Here is a 23,698-nt window from a genome sequence, read left to right as displayed (position 1 = left end):
TGCCGTTCAGGCCGAGGGAATGCCGCCGCCAAGGACCACGGAATAGGCAGCCGCGTCGATGTTGCCGCCCGAGATGACGCAGACGATGTTTCCGGTCAGGTCGGGCCGCGAGATCGCGGCGGCGAGCGAGGCGGCCCCTGCCCCCTCGGCGACGACTTTGGCCTTTTTGAACAGAAGCCGCATCGCATCGGTCACCTGGGCCGGGCTGACGGCAATCGCCCCGTCGATGAGTTCCCGTGCCACTGGCCAAAGCTGCGGCACAAGCGATGGCGCGCCGATGCTCTTGATGAACGACGGGCGGGTCTCGATCGTCACGATCCGTCCCGCCGCAAGTGCCGCCGAAACCGGAGCGGCGCTGTCATCCTCGACGGCGAAGACACGGCAACGGTCGGAAGTGGCCTTGACAGCGCTTGCGACCCCGGTCGTCATGCTGCCGCCACCATAGGGGGTGAGCACCACGTCGACATCGGGCAAGTCCTCGATGATTTCCATGCCGATGGAGCCGTTGCCGGCAAGCACCGCCTGATCGGTCACCGGATTGATCAGCAGTTCCGGCGCATCCGGACGGGCCGCATCGGTAATGTAGTCCCACCAGGTCGCGGTACTGACGAAGCGCACCTCGCCGCCAAGCTCGCGCACGCCGTCGATCTTCGTCTGCGGCGCGCCGCGATACATGTAGGCCACCATCGGCACACCGATGAGGCGGGCGGCCCAGGCCATGCCATAGGCCATGTTGCCGGAACTGGTGACGGCCATGCCGTTTTGCAGATCGGCCGGATCACGCGACAAGAGTGCGTTCAGCGCCGGGCGAAGCTTGAAGGCGCCGATCGGAGAGAGCGTCTCCAGTTTCAGAAAGATCTGGCGGTCCGGGAACCCAAGGTCGAGCCGCACCAGCGGGGTTCGCGCGAAGTGGGGAGCGATGCGGCCGCGAGCGTCCGCGATTTCGTCCGGTGTCGGGCGCTGCGGCGCAGTCATTGCGAAGTCTCCTGTCTGCCTCACGCGTTCGGGCGTGCGGATCGCGACCTATGACTCGGCTTTCGACTGCGGACGGCAGACCGCCCGCAGTCCACCATCGAGATCAGGTCACGGCTGCGCGGACCGCAAAGCGCGCGTCCTGCCATGCGCCCGTGAGAAGGATCTCTTCAAGGATTCCGACCGCCCGCCAAACATCGGCATAGCTCACATAGAGCGGCGTGAAGCCGAAGCGCATCGTCGTGGGGGCGCGGAAATCGCCGATGACGCCACGGGCAATGAGCGCCTGCATGATCTCGTAGCTGTTCGGATGGCTGAACGAAACCTGGCTTCCGCGTTTTGTCCCGTCGCGCGGGCTCTCGAGTTCCAGGCCGTAGGCAGCGCATTTCGCCTCGACGAGCGTGATGAAGAGATCGGTGAGCCGGATGCTCTTCTCGCGCAACTGGTTCATGTCGACTTCGTCCCAGACGTCGAGCGCGCCCTTCAGCGCCCGCAGCGACAGGATCGGCTGCGTGCCGCAGAGGAAACGACGGATGCCCTCGCCGGCCGCATAGTGCTTCTCGAAGGCGAAGGGGCGGGCATGGCCCCACCAGCCGGTGAGCGGTTGGCGGATATCGCCGTGATGACGGGTCGCGGCATAGATGAAGGCAGGCGCGCCAGGACCGCCGTTCAGGTACTTGTAGGTGCAGCCGACGGCAAAATCGACATTGGCGCCATCGAGATCGACAGGCAGGGCGCCGGCGGTATGGCAGAGATCCCAGATGACCAGCGCGCCATGCTCATGCGCCTTGCGTGTCAGCGCCGCCATGTCGCGCAGTTCACCGGACTTGTAGTTGACATGGTTGACCAGAACCACGGCAACGTCGCTGTTGATCAGGTCCTCGATATCGGGCGCATCGACCCCTTCGAGCCGCAACGAAGCGCCCGAGCGCGTCGAAACCACGCCCTCGGCCATGTAGAGGTCCGTCGGGAAACTGCCGCCTTCGCTGACGATGACAGAGCGATCGGGCCGCAGCGCCATGGCCGCGTGCAGGGCCTTGTAGATGTTGATCGACGTCGTATCGCAAACGACAGTCTGGCCGGCGGCCGCCCCGATCAGCCGCCCGACCCGGTCACCGAGCGCAAGCGGCATCTCGAACCACCCGGCCGTGTTCCAGCTGCGGATGAGATCCTGCCCCCATTCCTCGGTCGCGGCCTTGCGAAGTTCGTCGAAAGCGGCGGTCGAGGCGACGCCAAGCGAGTTGCCGTCCAGGTAGATCAGGTTCTGCGGCAAGATGAAACGCTCGCGCATCGGACGCAGCACATCGGCCGCATCCATCGCCTCGATCGCAACAAAATCAGGAACTGCATTCATGAAGGTGGTCCTCATCTATTCGCGAACGGTTTCGCGGGCAGGTGCCGGTCCGCGGCTTCGCTTGAGGCTCGGAAGAGCCAGCATGGCGAGAACGAACAGGCCGGTCGCAAGTTTCAGGTCCGGCGGGGGCATACCGGCTGCCAGGCAGAAGGAGACGAGCTGATAGTAGACGATCGCACCGACAAAGGGGGCCGCGAGCTGGCGCAGCACGCTTTGCTTGCCGACGATCGCCTCGCCGATCATGAGCGCCGCAAGGCCGTTGATCAGGATGCCGAGGCCCATGTTGACGTCGGCGAAGCCCTGCGACTGCACCATCAGCGCGCCGCTGCCTGCGGAAAACGCGCCGGCAAGCCCGACACCGCCGATCGTCGCCAGCCAGACGTTGATGCCTTGCGCTTCGGCCATATCAGGGTTGGCGCCGACGGCACGGACGGCGGTGCCCTTCTCGGTGCGGAAGAAATGATAGAGCACGAAGAAGACAACGAGCGCGATCAAACCGGCAACGACAATCTTGCTTGCCGGGAAGCCCGGCTGCAGCCCCGGCGCCCAGTCGAACACCGTCGTTGCGCCGAAGACCGAGAGGTTCGACCGGCCCATGATGCGCAGATTGATCGAATAGAGCATCGTCATCATCAGGATGCCGGCGAGCAGGGTGTGGATCCGGAACCGCAGGTGGATGAAAGCCGTGCAGCAGCCGGCAACGAAGCCGGCGACGAGCGCGATGGCGATCGCGGCCAGCGGCGACATCCCCGCCGCCATCAGCACGCCGCAGACGCAGCCGCCGAGCGGAAACGCGCCTTCGCTGGTCAGATCCGGGAAGCTCAACATGCGGAACGGGATCATGATCCCGAGCACCACGAAGGCGAGGATCAGGCTCTGCGCCAGAGTGACGGGAACGAGCGAGACGAAGCTCGCGATGGTGTTTTGAAGAATATCCATGATCGTCAGCTCGCCAGGAACATGCGGTCGGTTTTGACGGAGAAATGGCCGATCAGCTCAGGCACGGTCGTCTGGGCCTTTTCCTTGCCGTCGATCTCGAGGCGGACGCGCCCGGCATCGAGCATGATCACCTTGTGGCCGAAGTCCACCGCATGCTGCATGTTGTGTGTCACCATCAGCGTCGTCAGCTTCAGCGCCTCGACCGCGCGGATCGTTGCCTGCATGACGATATCGGCGGTGCGGGGATCAAGTGCTGCGGTATGCTCGTCGAGCAGCAGCAGTTCCGGCTCACCGCCGACCGCCATGATCAGCGACAGCGACTGCCGCTGTCCGCCGGACAGAAGCTCCACCCGCGTATCGAGACGGTTTTCGAGGCCAAGGCCTAGCAGCGACAGCCGTTCCTTGTAGGTGGCGAGCCGCGTCGTATTCAGCCCGCGACGCAGGGTGCGCTTGTTGCTGCGCAGTTCGGCGAGCAACATGTTTTCCGCCACCGTCATGCTGGCGGCGGTGCCGCGCATCGGGTCCTGGAAAACGCGGGCAAGCCGCATGGCACGCTTGTGCACGGGCATGGCCGTCACGTCGTCGCCATTGATGACGACCTGGCCGCTATCGAGCACGAGCGCGCCGGAGATGGCGTTGAGCATGCTGCTCTTGCCGGCGCCGTTCGAGCCGATGACGACACCGAATTCGCCTGTGGCGAGGCTGAGTTTGAGGCCGTCGAGCGCGACCTTCTCGTCTGCCTGCCCCTTGTAGAAAACCTTGCGGGCCGATCTGATTTCCAGCATTGGCTCCCCCTATCCGTGGAGTGACGGCGCTCCCGGCGCCGCCACTGTTGAGACCAATTGGAGATCAGTCGACGACGCAGCTGCAGTCGGTGGCGAGCGCTGCCGGCACTTCGATGCCGAAGGCGGCCGTCGCCTTTTTCGAGATCAGCGGCGCGTGGTCTTCATAGCTCGGGCGCGACGGCGCGATGGTCTTCGGGTCCTTGCCTTTGAGGATTTCCGCAGCGATCTTGCCGGCATTGACGCCGACCTGCTCGTAGTTGACGGCAAAGCTTGCCGGCACGACGCCATCGCGGACGGCGCCATCGTCGGAATTGACGATCGGGATCTCTGCCTGGCGTGCCGCCGCAGAAACGGCACCGATTGCCGGCTGCAGCAGGTTGGATGCGGGCGTGTAGATCACGTCGGCCTTGCCGGCGAAGGAGGCGATGCGCTGCTGAATGTCGTTGACGTTGTCGACGCCGACAGCGACGACTTCGAAGCCGGCGGCAGGTGCGGCTTCCTTGATCTTGTCGAGCAGCGCCGTGTCGTTCGCCTCGCCCGGGTTATAGGGCACGCCGAAGCGCTTGGCTTCGGGCAGCAGCTTGCGGGTAAAGGCCATCACGGCGCCAACGTCCTGAAGGTCCGTCGCACCGGTCATCCCCTCGTCACCGGCCTCCCAGGACGGAACGAGCTTGGCGGCCACCGGATCGGTGACGGCAGAAAAGACAACCGGGATGCCGGAGCCGGCGAGCGCCTTCTTGGCGATCTGCGAGACCGGCGTCGTGATGGTGTAGATCAGTTTCGGCTGTTCGGCCTGCAGCTTGGCAATCATCTGCGGAACCAGCGAGGCGTCGAAATTGGTGTGGCTCTCGGTGTAGACGACGTCGCTGCCTTCGACGAAGCCGTTTTCAGCCAGCGCCTTCTTGAAGCCGGCGATCGACGCGCTCAGTTGTGGATGTTCGCCGAAGTTGGCGATGCCGATGCGGATCGGATCAGCGGCAGCCGTTCCCAGCCCCCACGCCATTGCGCCGGCGACGACCAACCCCGAAAGCCAAGTGCTCTTAAGCCTGCTCATACATCCCTCCCAGAATTTGACGAGCGTTACCGCCCTCCTCGGCGGCGTGCGTGGATGATGGCGACGGTCGGAGGTCTTGTCAAATAAATATATATATTTTCATCTGAGCCGCAGAACTATATATAATTGTGTCGATCCGATGTGGGCGTTAAGGGAACTTGATGCAAGACCACGAACAGTCGACCAAAACCGAATCGGCCTACCGGTTGCTCCGCCGCGACATTCTGGCGACGCGGCTGCAGCCCGGCGCACCGATGAAGCTGAGCGCGCTGCGCGAAAGCTACGGGATCGGCTGGACGCCTCTGCGCGAAGCGCTGTCGCGGCTGGAAGCGGAGGGTCTTGTCACGGCCATCAGCAATCGCGGCTTTGCCGTCGCGCCGGTCTCGCGAGAGGCGCTCGACGACCTCACCCGAGCGCGGCAGGTCGTCGAAATTCCGCTGCTCATCGAGTCGATCGAAAATGGTGACAGCGCATGGGAGTCCGCCGTCGTCACCGCCCACTATCGCTTGTCGCGCTGCAAGATTGCCGTCGAAAACGTCTCCGAAAGCGAGATCGACGAGTGGGACGAGAAGCATGCCGCCTTTCACACCGCGCTGATCGGTGCGGCGAGATCGAGCTGGCTTTCCCGCTTCCAGGCGACGATCTCCGACCAGCTCCGCCGCCACCACCGTTTCCTGAGCCTTGCCCCCACACTGCGCGCTGCGGCAGGGATGAGCGAGGGCTACGAGGAAGCGGTTGCCGCCTTGCAGGACGCGATGGCGATAGAGCATCATACGGAATTGATGGAGGCCGCACTCGACCGCGACGTCGACCGCGCCCGAAAGCTGATGACCGACCACATCGGCTTTACGGTCAATGTCTACGACCAGTCCGAAGATGGCGGCCGCCCTGCAGCGCTGTTGCCGCGGCATGCGTCCAAATGACGGCGCGTGACAGCCTGTCCAAGAGCCGGAAACGTCTCTAAAAGCAAAGAGACAGGGAAGTGCCTGCCAAGGCGCAGGAAAAGAAGCGGGCGTTTGCAATGATGGGTGAAGACAAGTTCGATACTTCGCCGGAATGGGTGGATGGCGAGACCAAGGCGCTCGAAGCTCCAGGCGATCACCGCGCCGAGCTCAGGCTCTGGCTGCGCCTGCTGACCTGCTCGACGCTGGTCGAGAGCGAGATTCGTCGCCGGCTTCGGGAAGAATTCGATTCGACCTTGCCGCGCTTCGACCTGATGGCCCAGCTCGAACGCGCCCCTGACGGCATGGTGCTGGGCGAAGTTTCGAAGCGCATGATGGTTTCGCCCGGCAACATTACGGTGCTGGTGGAGCGCTTGACCGAGAGCGGCCACATCAGCCGCACGACGCTCCCGACGGATCGCCGCGTGCAGGTCATCGCGTTGACCCCCTTCGGCCGCGCCGAATTCGAGAAGATGGCAGCAACCCATGCCGATTGGATCTCCGACCTGTTCGCGGGTGTTTCACCGCAGGACGGTGGCGTGCTGATGGACGAGCTTGCCAAGCTCAAGCGGTCCGTTATCGCTTCCCTGGCCCGCAACTCCTGAGGGCAACACTCTTCCCTTTTCCCAAGAGCATAGAGCGGCGTGATGACCACGCGCCGTCGTCTGAACGCGCGTATAGGCATCACGTCGACCCAAAACAATTTTAAGCTTGAAATTTCTCCCGAACGAGTCCACCTTGTTCCCAGCAGTCCGGGATGACGGCCAACGGCATCTCGACAGCGACCCACGCAGCCGGAACTCGGGAGGAGAACGACATGCGGATCGTCTGTATCGGTGGCGGGCCAGCCGGGCTCTATTTCGCGCTGCTGATGAAGCGCCAGCACCCGGAACACCACGTAACCGTGGTCGAGCGGAACCGCGCCTTCGACACCTTCGGCTGGGGCGTCGTCTTCTCGGATGCCACCATGCAATCGATGCGCCAATGGGATCCGGAGACAGCCGAGGCGATCGAGATCTCCTTCAACCATTGGGACGATATCGAGCTGGTCTTCAAGGGCCGCAAGATCAGGACGACCGGCCACGGCTTCGTCGGCATCGGCCGCAAGAAGATGCTCAACATCCTTCAGGAGCGCTGCCTCGAACTCGGCGTCGAACTGGTGTTCGAGCAGGATGTCGAGAGCGACGAGCAGTTCGCCGACGCGGATCTGATCATCGCCTCCGACGGCGTCAATTCGCGCATCCGCAACAGATACGCCGACGTCTTCCGGCCCGATATGGTCGTTCGGCCGAACCGCTATGTCTGGCTCGGCACGAACAAACAGTTCGACGCCTTCACCTTCGATTTCCAGCGCACCGAACATGGCTGGTTCCAGGCGCACATCTACCGCTTCGACGAAAACACCTCGACCTTCATCGTCGAGACCACCGATGACGTCTTTAGGGCCCATGGTCTCGACCAGATGGACCAGCAGCAGTCGATCGAATTCTGCGAAAAGCTCTTTGCCGGGACCCTCGACGGCCACAAGCTGATGACCAATGCACGCCATTTGCGTGGCTCGGCCTGGCTGAATTTCGGTCGGCTGATCTGCGAGAAGTGGAGCCATTTCAACGGCCGCAGCCACGTCGTTCTGATGGGCGATAGCGCCCATACAGCCCATTTCGCCATCGGCTCAGGCACCAAGCTTGCGATCGACGACGCCATCGAGCTCACCCGGCAGTTCGACATTCTCGGCCACGACAAGGCCAATATCCCCGCCGTTCTCGCTGCTTACGAGGAGGTACGCCGGGTCGATGTCGCCCGCATCCAGAATGCGGCCCGCAATGCCATGGAGTGGTTCGAAGTCGCCGGCACGCGTTATGCCGATACGCTGGAGCCCGAGCAGTTCATGTATTCGATGCTGACCCGCTCGCAGCGCATCAGCCACGAGAACCTTCGCCTCCGCGACAAGGACTGGCTTGAAGGCTTCGAGCGCTGGTTTGCCGAACGCGCCGGCGTCGAGCCGGCCGCAAACGGCACGGTCCCGCCGCCGATGTTCACGCCGTTCAAGCTCCGCGGCCTGACGCTGAAGAACCGCATCGTCGTTTCGCCGATGGCGATGTATTCGGCGACCGATGGCGTGCCGAACGATTTCCACTTGGTGCATCTCGGCGCGCGCGCCATGGGGGGCGCCGCTCTCGTTTTCCCGGAAATGACCTGCGTATCGGCCGATGCCCGCATCACGCCCGGATGCCTCGGTCTCTGGAACGACGAGCAGGCGCATGCCTTCAAGCGGATCGTCGATTTCGTGCACCAGCAGACACCCGCCAAGATCGGCATCCAGCTCGGCCACGCCGGACGCAAGGGCGCAACCAAGCTCGCCTGGGAGGGCATCGACCAGCCCTTGAGCGAAGGCGCCTGGCCGCTCATCTCGGCGTCTGCCCTGCCCTATCTCAAGCATTCGGACATGCCGCGCGAAATGACGCGTGCCGACATGGACCGCGTCATCGCGGACTTCGTGCACGCTACCGAACGGGCCCGCGATCTCGGCTTCGACATCCTCGAACTGCACGTGGCGCACGGCTACCTGCTGTCGAGCTTCCTGTCGCCGCTCACCAACCTTCGCACGGACGAATATGGCGGCGACCATGCGGCTCGCGCCCGCTTCCCACTCGAGGTGTTCCATGCGGTCCGCAAGGCCTGGCCCGAGGATCGGCCGATGTCGGTGCGCCTTTCGACGCATGACTGGCACGAAGGCGGCAACACGCCCGAGGACGCGGCGATCTTTGCCCGCCTGTTCAAGGAGGCCGGCGCCGACATGATCGACTGCTCCTCCGGTCAGGTGGTGAAAGAGGAAAAGCCGGTCTACGGCCGCCTGTTCCAGACACCCTTTTCCGACAAGATCCGCAACGAGATCCAGGTCGCGACGATTGCCGTCGGGGCGATATCCGAGGCCGACCACGCCAATTCCATCATCGCTGCCGGTCGCGCCGACCTCTGCGCGATTGCCCGCCCGCATCTGGCCGACCCATCCTTCGTCATGCATGAGGCGGCAAAGATCGGCTATGACGATCAGCCCTGGCCCAAGCAGTACCACTCCGCCCGCGCGCAATATGTGAACAATCTAACGCGTGCGGCAACGACGGCGGGCAAGCCATGAGCAAGAGGCACGCCCTTGTCACAGGCGCGGGCAGCGGGATCGGCAAGGCGATCGCGCTTGCGCTTGCCGCCGACGGCCATATCGTCAGCCTTGCCGGGCGACGCGCAGCACCGCTGGAAGCCGTGCGAGCAGAGATTCTCTCATCGGGCGGCGAAGCCCACGTCCACCATGGGTTTGACGTGACCGACCCGTCCGCCATCGAGCAAGGCATTGCGGCTGCGATTGCCAAGAGCGGAGAGATCGCCGTTCTCGTCAACTGCGCCGGCGAAGCGCCCTCGGCGCCGTTCGAGAAGACCGATCTCGCGCTCTGGCAGCGGGTAATCTCGATCAACCTCACCGGCGTCTTTCTCGTAACGCAGGCAGCCCTTGCCTCCGTGCGCCGGGCCGGCAACGGCCGCATCGTCAATGTCGCAAGCACGGCGGGCCTCACCGGCTATGCCTATGTATCTGCCTATTGCGCATCGAAGCACGGCGTCGTCGGGCTGACGCGCGCTCTGGCACTCGAGCTGGCGCGAACCGACGTGACCGTCAATGCCGTCTGCCCGGGTTTCACCGACACGCCGCTGATCGATGGCGCACTCGACACGATCAGCGAGAAGACCGGTCGTTCGCGCGAGGAGGCACGTGCCAGCCTTGCCCGTTCCAATCCGCAAGGGCGCCTGGTGACCCCGGATGAGGTGGCAGACACGGTCTCCTGGCTGGTGTCGGAAAGAGCGACCGCAATCACCGGCCAGGCGATCGCCGTTGCCGGTGGCGAAGTTCTCGGAGGATAGAGATGACAAACCCGATGCAGGCCAAGAAGCGCGCCTTTAAGGACTACAAGGCCAAGCACTTCCTGTTCGAAACGGACGCGGACGGCCGGGTCGCGACGATCACGCTCAACCGTCCGGAAAAGAAGAACCCGCTGACCTTCGAGAGCTACGAGGAGCTTTGCGACCTCTTCCGGTCGCTTGCCCGCGCCAGCGACGTGCGCGCCGTGGTGCTGACCGGCGCCAGCGACAACTTCTCCTCCGGCGGCGACGTCTTCGAAATCATCGAGCCGCTGACGCGCATGTCGATGCCGGACCTCTTGGATTTCACCCGCATGACCGGCGAACTGGTGCGCCAGATCCGCGCCTGCCCCCAACCCGTGATCGCGGCCGTGGACGGAATTTGCGCCGGCGCCGGGGCTATCTTGGCGATGGCTTCCGATTTCCGCGTCGCGACGCCGGAAGCGAAGACCGCCTTTCTCTTCACGCGCGTTGGGCTCGCGGGTGCAGACATGGGCGCCTGCGGCATTCTTCCCCGCATCATCGGCCAAGGCCGCGCCGCCGAACTGCTCTTCACCGGCCGGGTCATGACCGCGCCCGAGGGTCATGCCTGGGGCTTCTACAACGCCCTGCACGAGCGTGCGTCGCTGCTTGCCGAGGCGCAGAAATTCGCACGCACCATCGCCGATGGCCCCTGGTTCGCCCATGCGATGACAAAGAAGATGCTCGACCAGGAATGGGCGATGGGCATCGACCAGCTGATCGAATCGGAAGCCCAGGCCCAGGCGATCTGCATGGCGACCGGCGATTTCCGCCGCGCCTTCGAGGCCTTTGCCGCCAAGGCGAAGCCGGAATTCAAAGGGAATTGAGCATGAGTTCCCGTGACACGGCTTTGCGCCCACCAACCCGCGACCATCTCGACTGGCCGTTCTTCGACGATGGTCATCGTGCGTTTGCTACGGAGCTGGATGACTTCGTATCCCGTGGCGGCCTCGGCGAGATCGATCACGCAAATGCCGATGCCGCGTGCAAACACCTCGTCAGCGCCCTTGGCGCCGCAGGCGTGCTTCGCCATTGCGTGCCGAAAGCATTTGGCGGCGCAAGCGAGGAGATCGATAGCCGGTCGCTCTGCCTCATCCGCGAAACGCTTGCCTATACCGACGGTCTTGCCGATTTCGCCTTCGCCATGCAGGGGCTTGGCACCGGCGCGATCAGCCTTTCCGGTTCCGAGGCACTGAAGCAGGCCGTCCTGCCCAAGGTCAGCCGCGGCGAGTGGATTTCCGCCTTTGCGCTTTCCGAACCCGAGGCTGGCTCGGATGTCGCAGCGATGGCCTGTAGTGCGCGACGCGAGGGCGATCATTTCGTGCTCGATGGCGAGAAAACCTGGATCTCGAACGGCGGCATCGCCGACGTCTACACCGTCTTTGCCCGCACCGGCGAAGCGCCCGGCACGCGCGGCATTTCCGCCTTTGTGGTCTTCGCCGACACGCCGGGTTTCACGATCGCCGAGCGCATCGAGACCATTGCGCCGCATCCGCTTGCCCGGCTTCGCTTCGACAATTGCCGCATCCCGGCGTCGCAGCTTCTCGGAAGCCCCGGCGAAGGCTTCAAGATCGCCATGCGCACGCTCGACATCTTCCGCCCCTCCGTCGCGGCCGCCGCAACAGGCTTTGCCCGCCGGGCGCTCGACGAGGCAGTGGCGCATGCAAAGAACCGCAAGATGTTCGGCGCAACCCTTGCCGATTTGCCGACAGCGCAAAGCACGCTCGGCGAGATGGCGACTGCGATCGACGCCGCCGCCCTTCTGACCTGCCGCACGGCATGGCAGCGCGACGTGCAGAAGCGGCCGACCACGCGGGAAGCGGCCATGGCCAAGATGACGGCGACCGAGAATGCACAATGGGTCATCGACCAGGCGCTGCAGCTCTTCGGCGGCCGCGGCGTGCGCGTCGGCGAAATCACCGAACGGCTCTATCGTGAGATCCGGGCACTGCGGATCTACGAGGGCGCGACCGAGGTTCAAAAGCTCATCATCGGCCGCGAGCTGATGAAAGGTACGGGACGATAACGAGGGGGATGTCGAACATGCATGGTTCGAAGGCGTCATTCGACTGGCAGGATCCATTCAACCTGGATGCGCAGTTGACCGAAGAAGAACGCATGGTGCGGCGCACCGCGCAAGGTTTTGCCGAAGACCGACTGGCGCCGCGCGTGCAGGAGGCCTTCCGCCACGAGAAGACCGATCCGTCGATTTTCGCCGAGATGGGCGAACTCGGCCTGCTCGGACCGATGGTCTCCGAGGAATACGGCGGCGCGGGCCTCAACTACGTCTCCTACGGTCTGATCGCCCGCGAAGTAGAACGCATCGACAGCGGCTACCGCTCGATGATGAGCGTCCAGTCTTCCCTGGTGATCGTGCCGATCTATACCTTCGGCAGCGAGGACCAGAAACGCAAATACCTGCCGGGACTGATTGCCGGCACGAAAATCGGCTGCTTCGGTCTCACCGAGCCCGATCATGGTTCCGATCCCGGCTCGATGATCACCAAGGCCACCAAGGTCGATGGCGGCTATCTGCTTTCCGGCTCCAAGACCTGGATCTCCAATGCGCCGATCGCCGACGTCTTCGTCGTCTGGGCGAAGACCGCGGATGGTCTGATCCGCGGCTTCATCCTCGAAAAGGGATGGAAGGGGCTCAGCGCGCCGGCGATCCACGGCAAGGTGGGTCTCAGGGCATCGATTACCGGCCAGATCGTCATGGACGAGGTGTTCGTGCCGGAAGAAAACATGCTGCCCGATGTGACCGGGCTGAAGGGCCCCTTCACCTGCCTCAACTCCGCGCGCTTCGGCATCGCCTGGGGCGCCCTCGGTGCGGCTGAGTCCTGCTACGAGACGGCACGGCAATACGTCATCGACCGCAAGCAGTTCGGCCGGCCGCTCGCCGCCAACCAGCTGATCCAAAAGAAACTGGCGGACATGGCGACGGAAATTGCCCTTGGCCTGCAGGGATGCCTGCGCCTCGGACGCATGAAGGACGAAGGCAACCCGCCGGTCGAGCTGACCTCGATCCTCAAGCGGAATTCCTGCGGCAAGGCACTGGAAATCGCCCGGACTGCCCGTGACATGCTCGGCGGCAACGGCATTTCGGACGAGTTTCCGGTGGCCCGCCATCTCGTCAACCTCGAAGTGGTCAACACCTACGAAGGCACGCACGACATCCACGCTCTGATCCTCGGTCGTGCCATCACCGGCATCGCCGCCTTCGCGAACTGAGATCGAGATCATGTTTAGGGCCAATAGACCGCTGCGCTTTGGAGACTGCGACCCCTCGGGCATCGCCTATTTCCCGTCCTACCTCAACATTCTCGTCGGGGTGACGGAGGACTTCTTCGCGTCGCTCGGCTTTCCCTGGAGGACGATGAACGACGGGCTGCGGATCGGCGTGCCGACCGTGCGCCTCGATCTCACCTTCACTCGCCCGGGCTTTCAGGGCGACGAACTTGATTTCACGCTCAAGGTCCACGGCATCGGTCGGTCGTCGCTCGACATGGAGCATACGGTCTCGGCAAGGGACACGGTGCTCTGGACGGCGAAACAGCGCGTCGTCGCCACCTCGCTCGACAATCACGCTTCACTGGCATGGCCGGACGACATCCGCGCTGCGCTGACACAACATCTGGAGACGACCGATGCACACCATCCTGCAACCTGAAGGCTGGGCAAAGCCCATCGGCTACGCCAACGGCGTGGCTGCAACGGGCCGCACCGTTTTTGTCGGCGGCCAGATCGGCTGGAATGCGCAATCCGAGTTTGAGACCGACGATTTCGTCGAGCAGGTGCGCCAGACGCTGAAGAACGTCGTCGCTGTGCTCGCTGCCGGCGGCGCGGAGCCGCAACACATCACCACGATGACCTGGTACTTCACCGACAAGCAGGAATATATCGGTAATCTGCGCGGCATCGGCCAGGCCTATCGCGAGATCATCGGCCGGCATTTCCCGGCCATGGCGGCGATGCAGGTCGTGGCGCTGGTCGAGGACCGCGCAAAGATCGAGATCCAGGCCACGGCCGTCATCCCCGACTGAGGCTGCCACCATGTCCGAGGTCCGATTTTCTGAGAGCGTATCCGCTCGTATTGAAGGCGGCGTTCTGGTCGTCACCATCGACAATCCGCCCGTGAACGCGCTCTCTGCCCATGTCCGCTCCCGCCTGATGGCGGCGCTCGACGATGCGGCCAGTCTCCCGACGATTAGCGGCGTGGTCATCACGGGCGCCGGCAGCACCTTTATCGGTGGCGCCGACATCAGGGAGTTCGGCAAACCACCGGTCGAACCGACGCTTCCGGACGTGATCGAGCGCATCGAGACCTTCGACAAGCCTGTCATCTCCGCAGTGAATGGCGCCGCCCTTGGCGGCGGCTGCGAACTCGCGCTCGCCTGCCATGGCCGCGTCGCCGGCGAGAAGGCATCATTCGGCCTCCCCGAAGTCAAACTCGGCCTCGTCCCGGGCGCAGGCGGGACGCAGCGCCTGCCGCGTCTGACCGGTATCGTCGTGGCGATAGACCTCATCGGAACCGGGCGTGCCGTTAAGGCCGCCGAAGCTGTGACGCTTGGCCTTGCCGACAGCGTTGCCGCCGATCCCGTAGGTGCCGCACTGGCTTTCGTGCAGGAACGCGCTGCCAAACCGCTCCACCGGACCGGCATGATCGCCGTTCCGCCGGCGGACGCCGCAGCCGTGGACGTCGCTGCAGCCAAGGTTCTGGCGAAAGCCCGCGGCCAAGCCGCCCCCGCAGAGGCCGTTCGCCTCGTCAAGGCAGCTGGCGAACTCGATTTGAAACAAGGCCTGAGCGAGGAACGCGCGGCCTTCCTGCGTTTGCGCGATTCCACCGAGTCCGCTGCGCTCAGACACGTGTTTTTTGCCGAGCGTGCCGCCGGCAAGGTCGAGGGGCTCGACAAGGTATCGCCGCGCAGGATCGAGACCGTCGGTGTCGTCGGCACCGGGTTGATGGGTTCCGGCATCGCCGTCTCCGCCTTGACCTCCGGCTATCGCGTGGTCGCGCTGGAGCAGACGGAAGAAGCCGCCGCCAGCGGGCGGGCACGTATCGCCGAGACCCTCGACAAGACCCTGCGCTCCGGACGGCTGACTGCGGCCGGCCGCGACGACTGCCTCGCGCGACTGCAGACGACCGCGGAGGCCGGAGACCTCGCGAAAGCCGACCTCGTCATCGAAGCGGTCTTCGATGACCTTCAGGTCAAGACGCAGCTGTTTCAGAGGCTCGACGGCATCGTCGCACCCGGCGCCATCCTCGCGACCAATACGAGCTACCTCGATCCCGATGCGATTGCAGCCGCGGCAGCCGATCCGTCGCGGGTCGTAGGCTTGCATTTCTTCTCGCCCGCCAACGTCATGCGGCTTGTCGAAGTCGTCAACTGCGCCAAGACCACACCTGACGTGCTGGCGAGCGCGCTTGCCTTCGTCAAACGTCTCGGCAAGCTGCCCGTCGTCTCAGGCGTCACCGAAGGCTTCATCGGCAACCGAGTTTTCTCCGCCTATCGCCGCGAGGCGGAGTTCATGCTGGAGGATGGGGCACTGCCTGAGCAGATCGACGCCGTGCTCGAGGCCTATGGTTTTCCGATGGGTATCTTCGCCGTCAATGACATGGCCGGGCTCGATATCGCCTGGGCGCGCCGCAAGCGACAGGCTGCGACGCGGGATCCCGCTGCCCGTTATGTCGAAATCGCCGACAGGCTTTGCGAAGCGGGGCGTCTCGGGCGCAAGAGCGGCCGCGGCTGGTACGCCTATCCCGATGGCAAGCGGACCGTCGATCCCGAGGTCACTGCGATCATCGACACCGCAAGGGCGGTGAAGAACATCACGCCGCGCGATTTCACCGCGGACGAGATCATGAGCCGGCTTCTGAAAGCGATGGCCGACGAAGGAACGGCCCTGCTGGCGGAAGGCATTGCCGCACGTCCCGGCGACATCGATCTGGTGCTGATCAACGGCTACGGCTTTCCCGCGCATAAGGGCGGGCCGATGTTTACAGCCGAGCAAAGCAAGGACAAATCCCATGGGTGAAGCCTATATCGTCGGCGGCGTCCGCACGCCCATCGGTCGCTATGGCGGCGCGCTGTCGAGCGCGCGCCCGGACGATCTTGCCGCCCACGTGATCCGCGAGGCGCTGGCGCGCGTTTCGTCCGTTCCGACTGAGGCGATCGATGAGGTTGTTCTTGGCTGCGCCAACCAGGCGGGCGAAGACAACCGCAACGTCGCGCGCATGGCCGCCTTGCTCGCCGGGTTGCCCGAGACGGCAGCCGGAACGACGATCAACCGGCTCTGCGGTTCCGGGCTGGACGCCGTCGGCTACGCCGCCCGCGCGATCCGACTGGGTGAAGCCGAGATTATCGTCGCCGGCGGCGTCGAGAGCATGTCGCGCGCGCCCTTCGTCATGCCCAAGGCCGAAAGCCCGTTCCAGCGCAGCACTGAAATCCATGACACGACGATCGGCTGGCGCTTCGTCAATCCTGTCATGAAAACCCAATACGGCATCGACTCCATGCCGGAGACCGCCGAAAACGTCGCGACCGAGTTTTCCATCTCGCGCGAAGACCAGGACGGCTTTGCACTGCGCAGCCAGGCCCGGGCGGCCACTGCGCAAAAGAGCGGGCGTTTCGCCCGCGAAATCGCCCCTTATGCGATCAAGGCACGCAAGGGCGAGACGACATGCGTCGAGCAAGACGAGCACCCGCGCGAAACGACCATCGAGAAGCTCGCCAGTCTGCCGACACCGTTCCGCGCCAACGGCACGGTAACGGCCGGCAACGCCTCCGGCGTCAACGACGGCGCGGCTGCCCTCATCCTTGCCTCCGGCCAAGCGGTCGAACGCTACGGTCTAAAGCCTCTCGCCCGGGTCGACGGAATGGCAACGGCGGGTGTTCCGCCACGCATCATGGGCATCGGCCCTGTGTTTTCGACCCGCAAGCTCCTGGAGCGCCTCCGTCTTGATATCGGCGACATCGATATCGTCGAACTGAACGAAGCCTTCGCGGCACAGGCGCTCGCCTGCATGCGGCAGCTCGGACTTGCCGACGATGCGTCCCACGTCAATCCGAATGGCGGCGCCATCGCGCTCGGCCATCCGCTTGGCATGTCAGGAGCACGCCTGGCGCTGACGGCAGCATTGGAGCTTGAGGAGCACGGTGCGAAGCGTGCGATCGCCACCATGTGCATCGGCGTCGGACAGGGCATCTCGATGCTGCTGACGCGGCCGTGAATTCCGCCTGCTGGAAGGATCAATGTTCAAGGTCTGGCGCGATCGCCAGAGCACATCATCGCGGGTAGCCCCCATCCCCCATCGCCATCGGGCTTCAAACCCGACACGCCTATTCCTGACAAATCGCGTCTTGATATTGCCGGCGGAAGCGCCCAACTGATCGGCATCGCGCTCCTTCGCACTTTCCTCACCGGCGCGTCCTGCACTCGAAGCGATAGACGTCAATCTTCAAAGGTTCCCCCATGACCCAGTATCCCGATATCCTCCTTCATATCGACGGCACCTGGCGGCCGGCGCGCGCGGGCAAGACCATTCCCGTCATCGACCCTGCCACCGAGGAAACGATTGGCCAAGTGGCCTGGGCAGAAGTGGCGGATCTGGATGAAGCGCTGAACGCCGCCCAAAAAGGTTTCCAAGTCTGGCGTGCGACCTCGGCTTTCGACCGGGCAAAGGTCATGCGAACGGCAGCGGCGCTGCTGCGCGAGCGTGCCGGCGACATCGCCTGGCTGATGACGCGGGAACAGGGCAAGCCGCTGGCCCAGTCCAAGGGCGAAATCCTCAGCGCCGCCGAAATCATCGAGTGGTTTGCCGAGGAGGGAAAGCGCGCCTATGGCCAGATCATTCCGCCGCGCACGCCCGATGTCACCCAGATGACCGTCAAGCTGCCCGTCGGCCCGGTCGCCGCTTTCACGCCCTGGAATTTCCCGATCAACCAGGTCGTACGCAAGCTGTCCGCCGCGCTGACCACCGGGTGCTCGATCATCGTGAAGGCACCCGAGGAAACACCGGCATCGCCGGCCGAACTGATCCGGTGCTTCGTCGATGCTGGTATTCCCGCAGGCGTCGTCAACCTCGTCTATGGCGTGCCGGCGGTCATCTCGGAGTATCTGATCTCGCATCCGGTAATCCGCAAGATGTCCTTCACCGGCTCGACCCCGGTCGGCAAGATGCTGGCGGCACTCGCCGGCCAGCACATGAAGCGCGCGACGATGGAACTCGGCGGCCATGCCCCTGTCATCGTCACCGAGGACGCCGACATCGAGCAGGCCGTCGCGATCATGTCCGGCAGCAAGTATCGCAACGCCGGTCAGGTCTGCGTGTCGCCGACCCGCTTCCTGGTCCAGGAACGGGTGGCAGACCAGTTCCTTGAAGGTTTTGTCGCCGCATCGCGGAAGATCAAGGTCGGTAACGGCCTCGAGACTGGCATCGACATGGGGCCGCTGGCCAATGAGCGGCGCATCCCCGCGATCGAAAGCCTGGTCGCCGATGCCGTGGAGCATGGCGGCCGGCTGGCAATCGGCGGTCATCGTATCGGCAACCGGGGCTATTTCTTCGAGCCGACGGTGCTTGCCGACGTGCCGGTCAGCGCCCGTATCATGAATGACGAACCCTTCGGTCCCGTCTCCATCATCAACCGCTTCAACGAGCTCGATGAGGCGATCAATGAGGCCAACCGCCTGCCGTTCGGGCTTGCGGCTTACGCCTTCACCGGCTCCGAGCGAAGCGCCCATCGCCTCGCAAGCGAAGTCGAGAGCGGAATGATCTCCATCAACCATCTCGGCCTGGCGCTACCGGAGGTGCCCTTCGGCGGTATTAAGGATTCCGGCTACGGCACGGAAGGCGGCTCCGAGGCGATCGAAGCCTATCTGGAAACCCGCTTCGTCACGCGCAAGAGCGTGTAGCCGCTCATTCCACTCCCGCGCGCGCCCGGCGCGCGCGGGAGATGCTGCTTGTCACTCACCAAGGGCACCAGCTCGACCCGCAGAAGTAGCAATCGCAAATTTACTCCCCTGTTACGAAGTTTGCCCACCATCGGACCCATGGCATGATGCCTATGGGAGAGCACGATGGGTTACGATTGGGATGGCGCACGCGGGCGCCGCATGAAGATCGCACGATTTGGCACGGCCGTCGCTCTGGCAACCTTGTTGGTGTCGGTCGCTGCGCAGGTCGTGGCCCGGGCAATCTAAACACCGACGGGTTGGCTTGTTCGGCGCACCGAAGGCCAGGTCGAAGGTTTCCGAACACGGTGACCAATAGCCCCCGGATCTGCTTCTCGAGATCGAAAATTCGGCCGTCCACGGCTCCGCTCCTCGATGTTCCGGATATTCTGCGGCATAGCAGCCTGTGAAAGCCCGGCCAGCCGGGTTTCCAGCGGCAATCGAAGCTGATACGTTCCATTTTTGTTCCGAGTCATCTGCTTCGGGCGAAGAGTTTGACGCCGTGAAGCGGAATCCGTGAACTCTTTCAAGGAGATGAAACGGAACGAAGATTTTGGGAATCTTGCTGACAACGCTTGGACACGTATGAGCGCCGCCTATCTCGAAAAACTGAATGACCGCCAGCGCCAGGCGGTGGTGCATGGTGTGGGATTGCCGCAAGGCCAGGTCGGCGGCCCTTTGCTGATTATTGCCGGCGCCGGGTCGGGCAAGACGAACACGCTCGCCCACAGGGTGGGGCATCTGATCGTCAATGGTGCCGATCCGCGTCGCATTCTGCTGATGACCTTTTCCCGCCGTGCCGCCGCTGAAATGACGCGCCGGGTCGGACGCATCTGCCGCCAGGTGCTCGGCGACAATGCCGCCGTCATGACGGATGCACTTTCCTGGGCCGGCACGTTCCACGGGATCGGCGCGCGGATCCTTAGGATCTATGCCGAACAGATCGGCCTTGGCGCGGATTTCACCATCCATGATCGCGAAGACAGCGCCGATCTCATGAACCTCGTCCGCCACGAGCTCGGCTTCTCCAAGATGGAAAGCCGCTTCCCGACAAAGGGCACGTGCCTTGCGATCTATTCGCGCGTCGTGAACTCGGAAAGCTCGATCATCGACGTCTTGAAGACCGCGTATCCCTGGGCTGTGAGCTGGGAACAGCAATTGAAGGAACTGTTTGCCGGCTATGTCGAGGCAAAGCAGGCGCAAAGCGTGCTCGATTACGACGATCTCCTTCTCTACTGGGCCCAGATGGTTTCCGACGCGGAGCTGGCGCAGGATATCAGCAGTCGTTTCGATCATATCCTGGTCGACGAATATCAGGACACGAACCGCCTTCAGGCCTCGATCCTGCTATCGCTCAAGCCCGAGGGCCAAGGCCTGACCGTCGTTGGAGACGACGCCCAGTCGATCTATTCCTTCCGGGCCGCGACGGTCCGCAATATCCTCGATTTCCCGAATGCGTTTTCGCCGGAACCCGCCGACGTCATCACGCTCGATCAAAACTATCGCTCGACGCAGCCGATCCTCGCTGCCGCCAACGGCGTCATCGGGCTTGCGCGGGAACGGTTCACCAAGAACCTCTGGACGGACAGGCAGTCCGAGCAGCGCCCGCAGCTTGTCACCGTCAAGGACGAGGCGGACCAGGCCGCCTATATCGTGGAGCAGGTTCTCGCCAACCGCGAGGTCGGCATAGCCCTGAAGCAGCAGGCGGTGCTGTTTCGCTCCGCCAACCACAGCGGCACGCTCGAAGTCGAGCTCACCCGTCGCAACATTCCCTTCGTGAAATTCGGCGGTCTCAAGTTCCTTGACAGCGCCCATGTCAAGGATCTGCTGGCAACCTTGCGTTTCGCGCAGAACCCGCGTGACCGCGTCGCCGGCTTCCGGCTGTTGCAGATGCTGCCCGGGATCGGCCCGCAGACGGCAGGCAAAATCCTAGACGCGATCGCCGCCGATCCGGAACCGCTCGCAGCGCTCGCGGAAATTCCAGCGCCACCCAAGACCGGGGAGGATTGGGCGAGCTTCGTTGATCTCGTTTCCGCTCTGCGGAAAGCGGACGCGGGATGGCCGGGAGAAATCGCGACGGCGCGCGCCTGGTACGAACCGCATCTCGACCGCATCCACGAAGACGCCGAAACGCGCAAGGCCGACCTCGTGCAACTCGAGCAGATCGCCGGCGGCTACCAGAACCGCGAGCGTTTCCTGACCGAACTGACGCTCGATCCGCCGGATGCCACCAGCGACCAGGCAGGCGTGCCCCTGCTCGACGAGGACTACCTGATCCTGTCGACCATTCATTCTGCCAAGGGACAGGAATGGCGCTCGGTCTTCATGCTCAATGTCGTCGACGGCTGCATCCCGTCCGATCTTGGTGTCGGCACAACCGCCGAACTCGAAGAGGAGCGGCGACTGCTTTATGTCGGCATGACCCGGGCGCGCGACCACCTGGCGCTGGTGACGCCGCAAAGGTTCTTCACCTACGGCCAGAACAGCCAAGGCGACCGGCATGTCTACGCATCGCGGACCCGCTTCATTCCGGCGACGCTGCTGCAGTTCTTCGAGACGACGAACTGGCCGAAGATTTCGGCGGCCGTCGGCGAACGCAGCGCCAAGCAGATCCGCATCGATGTCGGCGCCCGGATGCGATCCATGTGGAAGTGAGGATGGGTCGCGGCCGTGATGCTTCGGTCTCCGAACCGCCTGGTGCCCAGCGCCGTTCCAATGAAAAAGGATGCTCTATCCGTCTGCTGTAGCAGAGATCGCCATACAGGCGCGCGCATCAGCCGGCGGTTTAGGGATGATGCAGCACGCTCACCCCGCCATCGACCGTCAGGCAGGTGGCGTTCATGAAGGGGCATTCGTCCGAAATCATGAAGAGGGCGGCCTTGGCGATTTCCTCCGGCGTCGCAATGCGACCGCCGGGATGAAGCTTCATCGTTTCGGCTTCCGCCGCGGCCGGGTCGGGAAATGAGTTCCAGTATTCCACGGCTTTCTGCGTGCGCACGTAGCCGGGTGCCAGCGCATTCACCCGCAAGCCCTGCCCGGCATATTCCAGCCCCAGCGCCTTGGTCATGCCGAGAAGCGCATGTTTGGCGACTGGATAGGGGAAGGTGTGCGGGATGATGGTGAAGGCGTGGGTCGAGGCGATGTTGAGGATGACGCCGCCACCCGCAGCGATCATGCCCGGCAGCACGGCCTTGCTGCAGTTCCATGCGCCCTTGAGGTTGATGTCGAAGCAGCGCTGCCAGTCGGCATCCGAGAGTTTCAGCGGCTCGAAGAAGACGTTGACGCCGGCATTGTTGACCAGCGCGTTCGGCTGGCCGATCTCGCGGCTGGCCGTGGCAATCGCGTGTTCGATGGCATCCGCATCCGTGATGTCGGTCGTGGTGTAGCCGATCTTTCCGCCGGTCGCACGGAGCCGTTCGGCCTCGGTCGCCAGCAGACCGCCATCACGATCGATGAGGTAGAGGCTCGCGCCTTCCGCAAGGAAGGTCTCGGCAATAGCAAGGCCGATGCCTTGAGCCGCCCCAGTGATGACGACGCGCTTTCCTTCGAGACGACCCGCCATGTCCGCGCTCCTCACCACTCGGCGACGCTGCCGTCGGCATGGCGCCAGATCGGGTTGCGCCAGCGATGGCCTTCCTTCGCGCGTTCGATGACATATTGCTCGTCCACCTCAATGCCGAGGCCCGGTCCCTGCGGGATCGACACGAAGCCGTCTGCGTAATGGAAGACTTCCTTGTTGGAGATGTAGTCGAGGATGTCGTTGCCCGTATTGTAATGGATGCCCAGGCTCTGCTCCTGGATGAAGGCGTTGTAGCTGACGGCGTCGACCTGAAGGCAGGCGGCGAGCGCGATCGGTCCGAGCGGGCAATGCGGCGCCAGTGCCACGTCGTAGGCTTCCGCCATCGACGCGATCTTGCGGCACTCGGTGATGCCGCCGGCATGCGACAGATCCGGCTGCAGGATGTCGACATAGCCGTCTGAAAGCACCGACTTGAAATCCCAGCGCGAATAGAGCCTTTCGCCGAGCGCGATCGGCGTCGAGCAATGGTTGGCGATTTCCTTCAGTGCCTCGCGGTTTTCCGAAAGCACCGGTTCTTCGATGAACATCAGGTTGAAGGGCTGCAGTTCCTTCGCCAGCACCTTGGCCATCGGCCGATGCACGCGACCGTGGAAATCGACGCCGATGCCGATATGCGGGCCGATCGCCTCGCGGATCGTTGCGATGGTCTCGACCGCCTTCTCCACCTTCTCCCAGGTGTCGACGATCTGCATCTCCTCGCAACCATTGAGCTTGATCGCCTTGAAGCCGCGGGCAACGACATCGCGCGCATTGTTGGCGACGTCGGACGGACGGTCGCCGCCGATCCAGGAATAGACCTTGATGCGGTCACGCACCTGTCCGCCGAGCAGCGCGTGGATTGGCTGGCCGTAGGCCTTGCCCTTGATGTCCCAGAGCGCCTGGTCGATGCCGGCAAGTGCCGACATATGGACCGCCCCCCCGCGATAGAAGCCGCCGCGATACATGACCTGCCAATGGTCTTCGATCAGCAGCGGATCCTTGCCGATCAGGTAGTCCGAGAGCTCGTTAACCGCGGCTTCCACCGTCAGGGCTCGACCTTCGACGACCGGCTCGCCCCAGCCGACGATGCCCTCGTCCGTCTCGATCTTCAGAAACAGCCAGCGTGGCGGAACGATATAGGTGGTGAGCTTGGTGATTTTCATGGTGCGATATCCGCTGGGTGCAACGAGGCGGCGATGGCCGCTTCAGAGA

21 protein-coding genes are annotated in these 23,698 nt (G+C 63.7%); 14 read left to right on the top strand and 7 right to left on the bottom strand.

Annotated features, from left to right (window positions below):
• Positions 1-6: 6 nt before the first annotated feature.
• The 5 genes from AC070A_RS07495 to AC070A_RS07475 form a co-directional block, all read right to left on the bottom strand.
• Positions 7-975 carry a threonine ammonia-lyase gene (locus tag AC070A_RS07495; RefSeq protein ID WP_057255226.1) on the bottom strand — a complete coding sequence of 323 codons (969 nt, stop codon included), beginning with the start codon at positions 973-975 and terminating at the stop codon, positions 7-9.
• Positions 976-1,078: 103 nt separating this feature from the next.
• On the bottom strand, positions 1,079-2,326 hold the full coding sequence (gene kynU, locus AC070A_RS07490) for a kynureninase (protein WP_112996501.1): 1,248 nt from the start codon (positions 2,324-2,326) through the stop codon (positions 1,079-1,081).
• 15 nt (positions 2,327-2,341) lie between these two features.
• Complete coding sequence (locus tag AC070A_RS07485; protein ID WP_057255225.1) at positions 2,342-3,265, bottom strand: ABC transporter permease; 924 nt, start codon at positions 3,263-3,265, stop codon at positions 2,342-2,344.
• A 5-nt stretch (positions 3,266-3,270) separates the two neighbouring features.
• Positions 3,271-4,050: an ABC transporter ATP-binding protein gene (locus tag AC070A_RS07480; RefSeq protein ID WP_057255224.1), complete on the bottom strand. Its 780-nt coding sequence runs from the start codon at positions 4,048-4,050 to the stop codon at positions 3,271-3,273.
• Between the two features lie 64 nt (positions 4,051-4,114).
• A complete protein-coding gene (locus AC070A_RS07475) occupies positions 4,115-5,104 on the bottom strand; it encodes an ABC transporter substrate-binding protein (RefSeq protein ID WP_057255223.1) in 990 nt (329 codons plus the stop codon).
• A 161-nt stretch (positions 5,105-5,265) separates the two neighbouring features.
• Between AC070A_RS07475 and AC070A_RS07470 the strand changes: the two genes are divergently transcribed.
• The 14 genes from AC070A_RS07470 (at position 5,266) to AC070A_RS07405 (ending at position 21,582) form a co-directional block, all read left to right on the top strand.
• Positions 5,266-6,027 carry a GntR family transcriptional regulator gene (locus AC070A_RS07470; protein ID WP_057255222.1) on the top strand — a complete coding sequence of 254 codons (762 nt, stop codon included), beginning with the start codon at positions 5,266-5,268 and terminating at the stop codon, positions 6,025-6,027.
• Positions 6,028-6,128: 101 nt separating this feature from the next.
• A complete protein-coding gene (locus AC070A_RS07465) occupies positions 6,129-6,650 on the top strand; it encodes a MarR family winged helix-turn-helix transcriptional regulator (protein WP_057255541.1) in 522 nt (173 codons plus the stop codon).
• 212 nt (positions 6,651-6,862) lie between these two features.
• A complete protein-coding gene (locus AC070A_RS07460) occupies positions 6,863-9,184 on the top strand; it encodes a bifunctional salicylyl-CoA 5-hydroxylase/oxidoreductase (RefSeq protein WP_057255221.1) in 2,322 nt (773 codons plus the stop codon).
• A complete protein-coding gene (locus AC070A_RS07455; RefSeq protein ID WP_057255220.1) occupies positions 9,181-9,957 on the top strand; it encodes an SDR family NAD(P)-dependent oxidoreductase in 777 nt (258 codons plus the stop codon). Before AC070A_RS07460 ends, AC070A_RS07455 begins: the two co-directional genes overlap by 4 nt.
• A 2-nt stretch (positions 9,958-9,959) precedes the next feature.
• On the top strand, positions 9,960-10,802 hold the full coding sequence (locus AC070A_RS07450; protein ID WP_057255219.1) for an enoyl-CoA hydratase family protein: 843 nt from the start codon (positions 9,960-9,962) through the stop codon (positions 10,800-10,802).
• 2 nt (positions 10,803-10,804) lie between these two features.
• Positions 10,805-12,001 carry an acyl-CoA dehydrogenase family protein gene (locus AC070A_RS07445; RefSeq protein WP_057255218.1) on the top strand — a complete coding sequence of 399 codons (1,197 nt, stop codon included), beginning with the start codon at positions 10,805-10,807 and terminating at the stop codon, positions 11,999-12,001.
• 17 nt (positions 12,002-12,018) lie between these two features.
• On the top strand, positions 12,019-13,206 hold the full coding sequence (locus tag AC070A_RS07440) for an acyl-CoA dehydrogenase (RefSeq protein ID WP_057255540.1): 1,188 nt from the start codon (positions 12,019-12,021) through the stop codon (positions 13,204-13,206).
• A gap of 7 nt (positions 13,207-13,213) precedes the next feature.
• Positions 13,214-13,645 (top strand): acyl-CoA thioesterase, encoded by a 432-nt coding sequence (locus AC070A_RS07435; RefSeq protein WP_057255539.1) that lies wholly within the window; start codon positions 13,214-13,216, stop codon positions 13,643-13,645.
• The gene (locus tag AC070A_RS07430) at positions 13,623-14,018 is read left to right on the top strand and encodes a RidA family protein (protein WP_057255217.1); all 396 of its coding nucleotides are present in this window, start codon (positions 13,623-13,625) and stop codon (positions 14,016-14,018) included. The genes AC070A_RS07435 and AC070A_RS07430 overlap by 23 nt, the downstream gene beginning before the upstream one ends.
• Positions 14,019-14,028: 10 nt before the next feature.
• Positions 14,029-16,011: a 3-hydroxyacyl-CoA dehydrogenase NAD-binding domain-containing protein gene (locus AC070A_RS07425; RefSeq protein WP_057255216.1), complete on the top strand. Its 1,983-nt coding sequence runs from the start codon at positions 14,029-14,031 to the stop codon at positions 16,009-16,011.
• A complete protein-coding gene (gene pcaF, locus AC070A_RS07420; RefSeq protein ID WP_057255215.1) occupies positions 16,004-17,206 on the top strand; it encodes a 3-oxoadipyl-CoA thiolase in 1,203 nt (400 codons plus the stop codon). Before AC070A_RS07425 ends, pcaF begins: the two co-directional genes overlap by 8 nt.
• A gap of 242 nt (positions 17,207-17,448) precedes the next feature.
• Complete coding sequence (locus AC070A_RS07415) at positions 17,449-18,888, top strand: NAD-dependent succinate-semialdehyde dehydrogenase (protein WP_112996502.1); 1,440 nt, start codon at positions 17,449-17,451, stop codon at positions 18,886-18,888.
• A gap of 165 nt (positions 18,889-19,053) precedes the next feature.
• The gene (locus AC070A_RS07410) at positions 19,054-19,176 is read left to right on the top strand and encodes a hypothetical protein (RefSeq protein WP_255571072.1); all 123 of its coding nucleotides are present in this window, start codon (positions 19,054-19,056) and stop codon (positions 19,174-19,176) included.
• Positions 19,177-19,512: 336 nt separating this feature from the next.
• Positions 19,513-21,582, top strand: a complete 2,070-nt coding sequence (locus AC070A_RS07405) for an ATP-dependent helicase (protein WP_057255213.1) — start codon at positions 19,513-19,515, stop codon at positions 21,580-21,582.
• 130 nt (positions 21,583-21,712) lie between these two features.
• Here AC070A_RS07405 and AC070A_RS07400 read toward each other — a convergent pair whose 3' ends face one another.
• Both AC070A_RS07400 and dgoD read right to left on the bottom strand, forming a co-directional pair.
• On the bottom strand, positions 21,713-22,489 hold the full coding sequence (locus tag AC070A_RS07400; RefSeq protein ID WP_112996503.1) for an SDR family oxidoreductase: 777 nt from the start codon (positions 22,487-22,489) through the stop codon (positions 21,713-21,715).
• Between the two features lie 11 nt (positions 22,490-22,500).
• Complete coding sequence (gene dgoD, locus AC070A_RS07395) at positions 22,501-23,649, bottom strand: galactonate dehydratase (protein WP_057255211.1); 1,149 nt, start codon at positions 23,647-23,649, stop codon at positions 22,501-22,503.
• Positions 23,650-23,698 lie beyond the last annotated feature (49 nt).

The organism is Ensifer sp. GW101-20A05, assembly GCF_059424735.1.
Note: the sequence above shows the minus strand (reverse complement) of the source record. Positions and strands in the feature narration are given on the sequence as shown.

What these genes read in the sequence shown, in the direction of transcription:
- kynU (WP_112996501.1), bottom strand. Translation starts at nt 2,326, where the DNA reads ATGAATGCAGTTCCTGATTTTGTTGCGATCGAGGCGATGGATGCGGCC.
- AC070A_RS07430 (WP_057255217.1), top strand. Translation starts at nt 13,623, where the DNA reads ATGCACACCATCCTGCAACCTGAAGGCTGGGCAAAGCCCATCGGCTAC.
- AC070A_RS07465 (WP_057255541.1), top strand. Translation starts at nt 6,129, where the DNA reads ATGGGTGAAGACAAGTTCGATACTTCGCCGGAATGGGTGGATGGCGAG.
- AC070A_RS07485 (WP_057255225.1), bottom strand. Translation starts at nt 3,265, where the DNA reads ATGGATATTCTTCAAAACACCATCGCGAGCTTCGTCTCGCTCGTTCCC.
- AC070A_RS07445 (WP_057255218.1), top strand. Translation starts at nt 10,805, where the DNA reads ATGAGTTCCCGTGACACGGCTTTGCGCCCACCAACCCGCGACCATCTC.
- AC070A_RS07460 (WP_057255221.1), top strand. Translation starts at nt 6,863, where the DNA reads ATGCGGATCGTCTGTATCGGTGGCGGGCCAGCCGGGCTCTATTTCGCG.
- AC070A_RS07480 (WP_057255224.1), bottom strand. Translation starts at nt 4,050, where the DNA reads ATGCTGGAAATCAGATCGGCCCGCAAGGTTTTCTACAAGGGGCAGGCA.
- AC070A_RS07405 (WP_057255213.1), top strand. Translation starts at nt 19,513, where the DNA reads ATGAGCGCCGCCTATCTCGAAAAACTGAATGACCGCCAGCGCCAGGCG.
- AC070A_RS07400 (WP_112996503.1), bottom strand. Translation starts at nt 22,489, where the DNA reads ATGGCGGGTCGTCTCGAAGGAAAGCGCGTCGTCATCACTGGGGCGGCT.
- AC070A_RS07440 (WP_057255540.1), top strand. Translation starts at nt 12,019, where the DNA reads ATGCATGGTTCGAAGGCGTCATTCGACTGGCAGGATCCATTCAACCTG.
- dgoD (WP_057255211.1), bottom strand. Translation starts at nt 23,649, where the DNA reads ATGAAAATCACCAAGCTCACCACCTATATCGTTCCGCCACGCTGGCTG.
- pcaF (WP_057255215.1), top strand. Translation starts at nt 16,004, where the DNA reads ATGGGTGAAGCCTATATCGTCGGCGGCGTCCGCACGCCCATCGGTCGC.
- AC070A_RS07455 (WP_057255220.1), top strand. Translation starts at nt 9,181, where the DNA reads ATGAGCAAGAGGCACGCCCTTGTCACAGGCGCGGGCAGCGGGATCGGC.
- AC070A_RS07475 (WP_057255223.1), bottom strand. Translation starts at nt 5,104, where the DNA reads ATGAGCAGGCTTAAGAGCACTTGGCTTTCGGGGTTGGTCGTCGCCGGC.
- AC070A_RS07495 (WP_057255226.1), bottom strand. Translation starts at nt 975, where the DNA reads ATGACTGCGCCGCAGCGCCCGACACCGGACGAAATCGCGGACGCTCGC.
- AC070A_RS07425 (WP_057255216.1), top strand. Translation starts at nt 14,029, where the DNA reads ATGTCCGAGGTCCGATTTTCTGAGAGCGTATCCGCTCGTATTGAAGGC.
- AC070A_RS07450 (WP_057255219.1), top strand. Translation starts at nt 9,960, where the DNA reads ATGACAAACCCGATGCAGGCCAAGAAGCGCGCCTTTAAGGACTACAAG.
- AC070A_RS07415 (WP_112996502.1), top strand. Translation starts at nt 17,449, where the DNA reads ATGACCCAGTATCCCGATATCCTCCTTCATATCGACGGCACCTGGCGG.
- AC070A_RS07410 (WP_255571072.1), top strand. Translation starts at nt 19,054, where the DNA reads ATGGGTTACGATTGGGATGGCGCACGCGGGCGCCGCATGAAGATCGCA.
- AC070A_RS07470 (WP_057255222.1), top strand. Translation starts at nt 5,266, where the DNA reads ATGCAAGACCACGAACAGTCGACCAAAACCGAATCGGCCTACCGGTTG.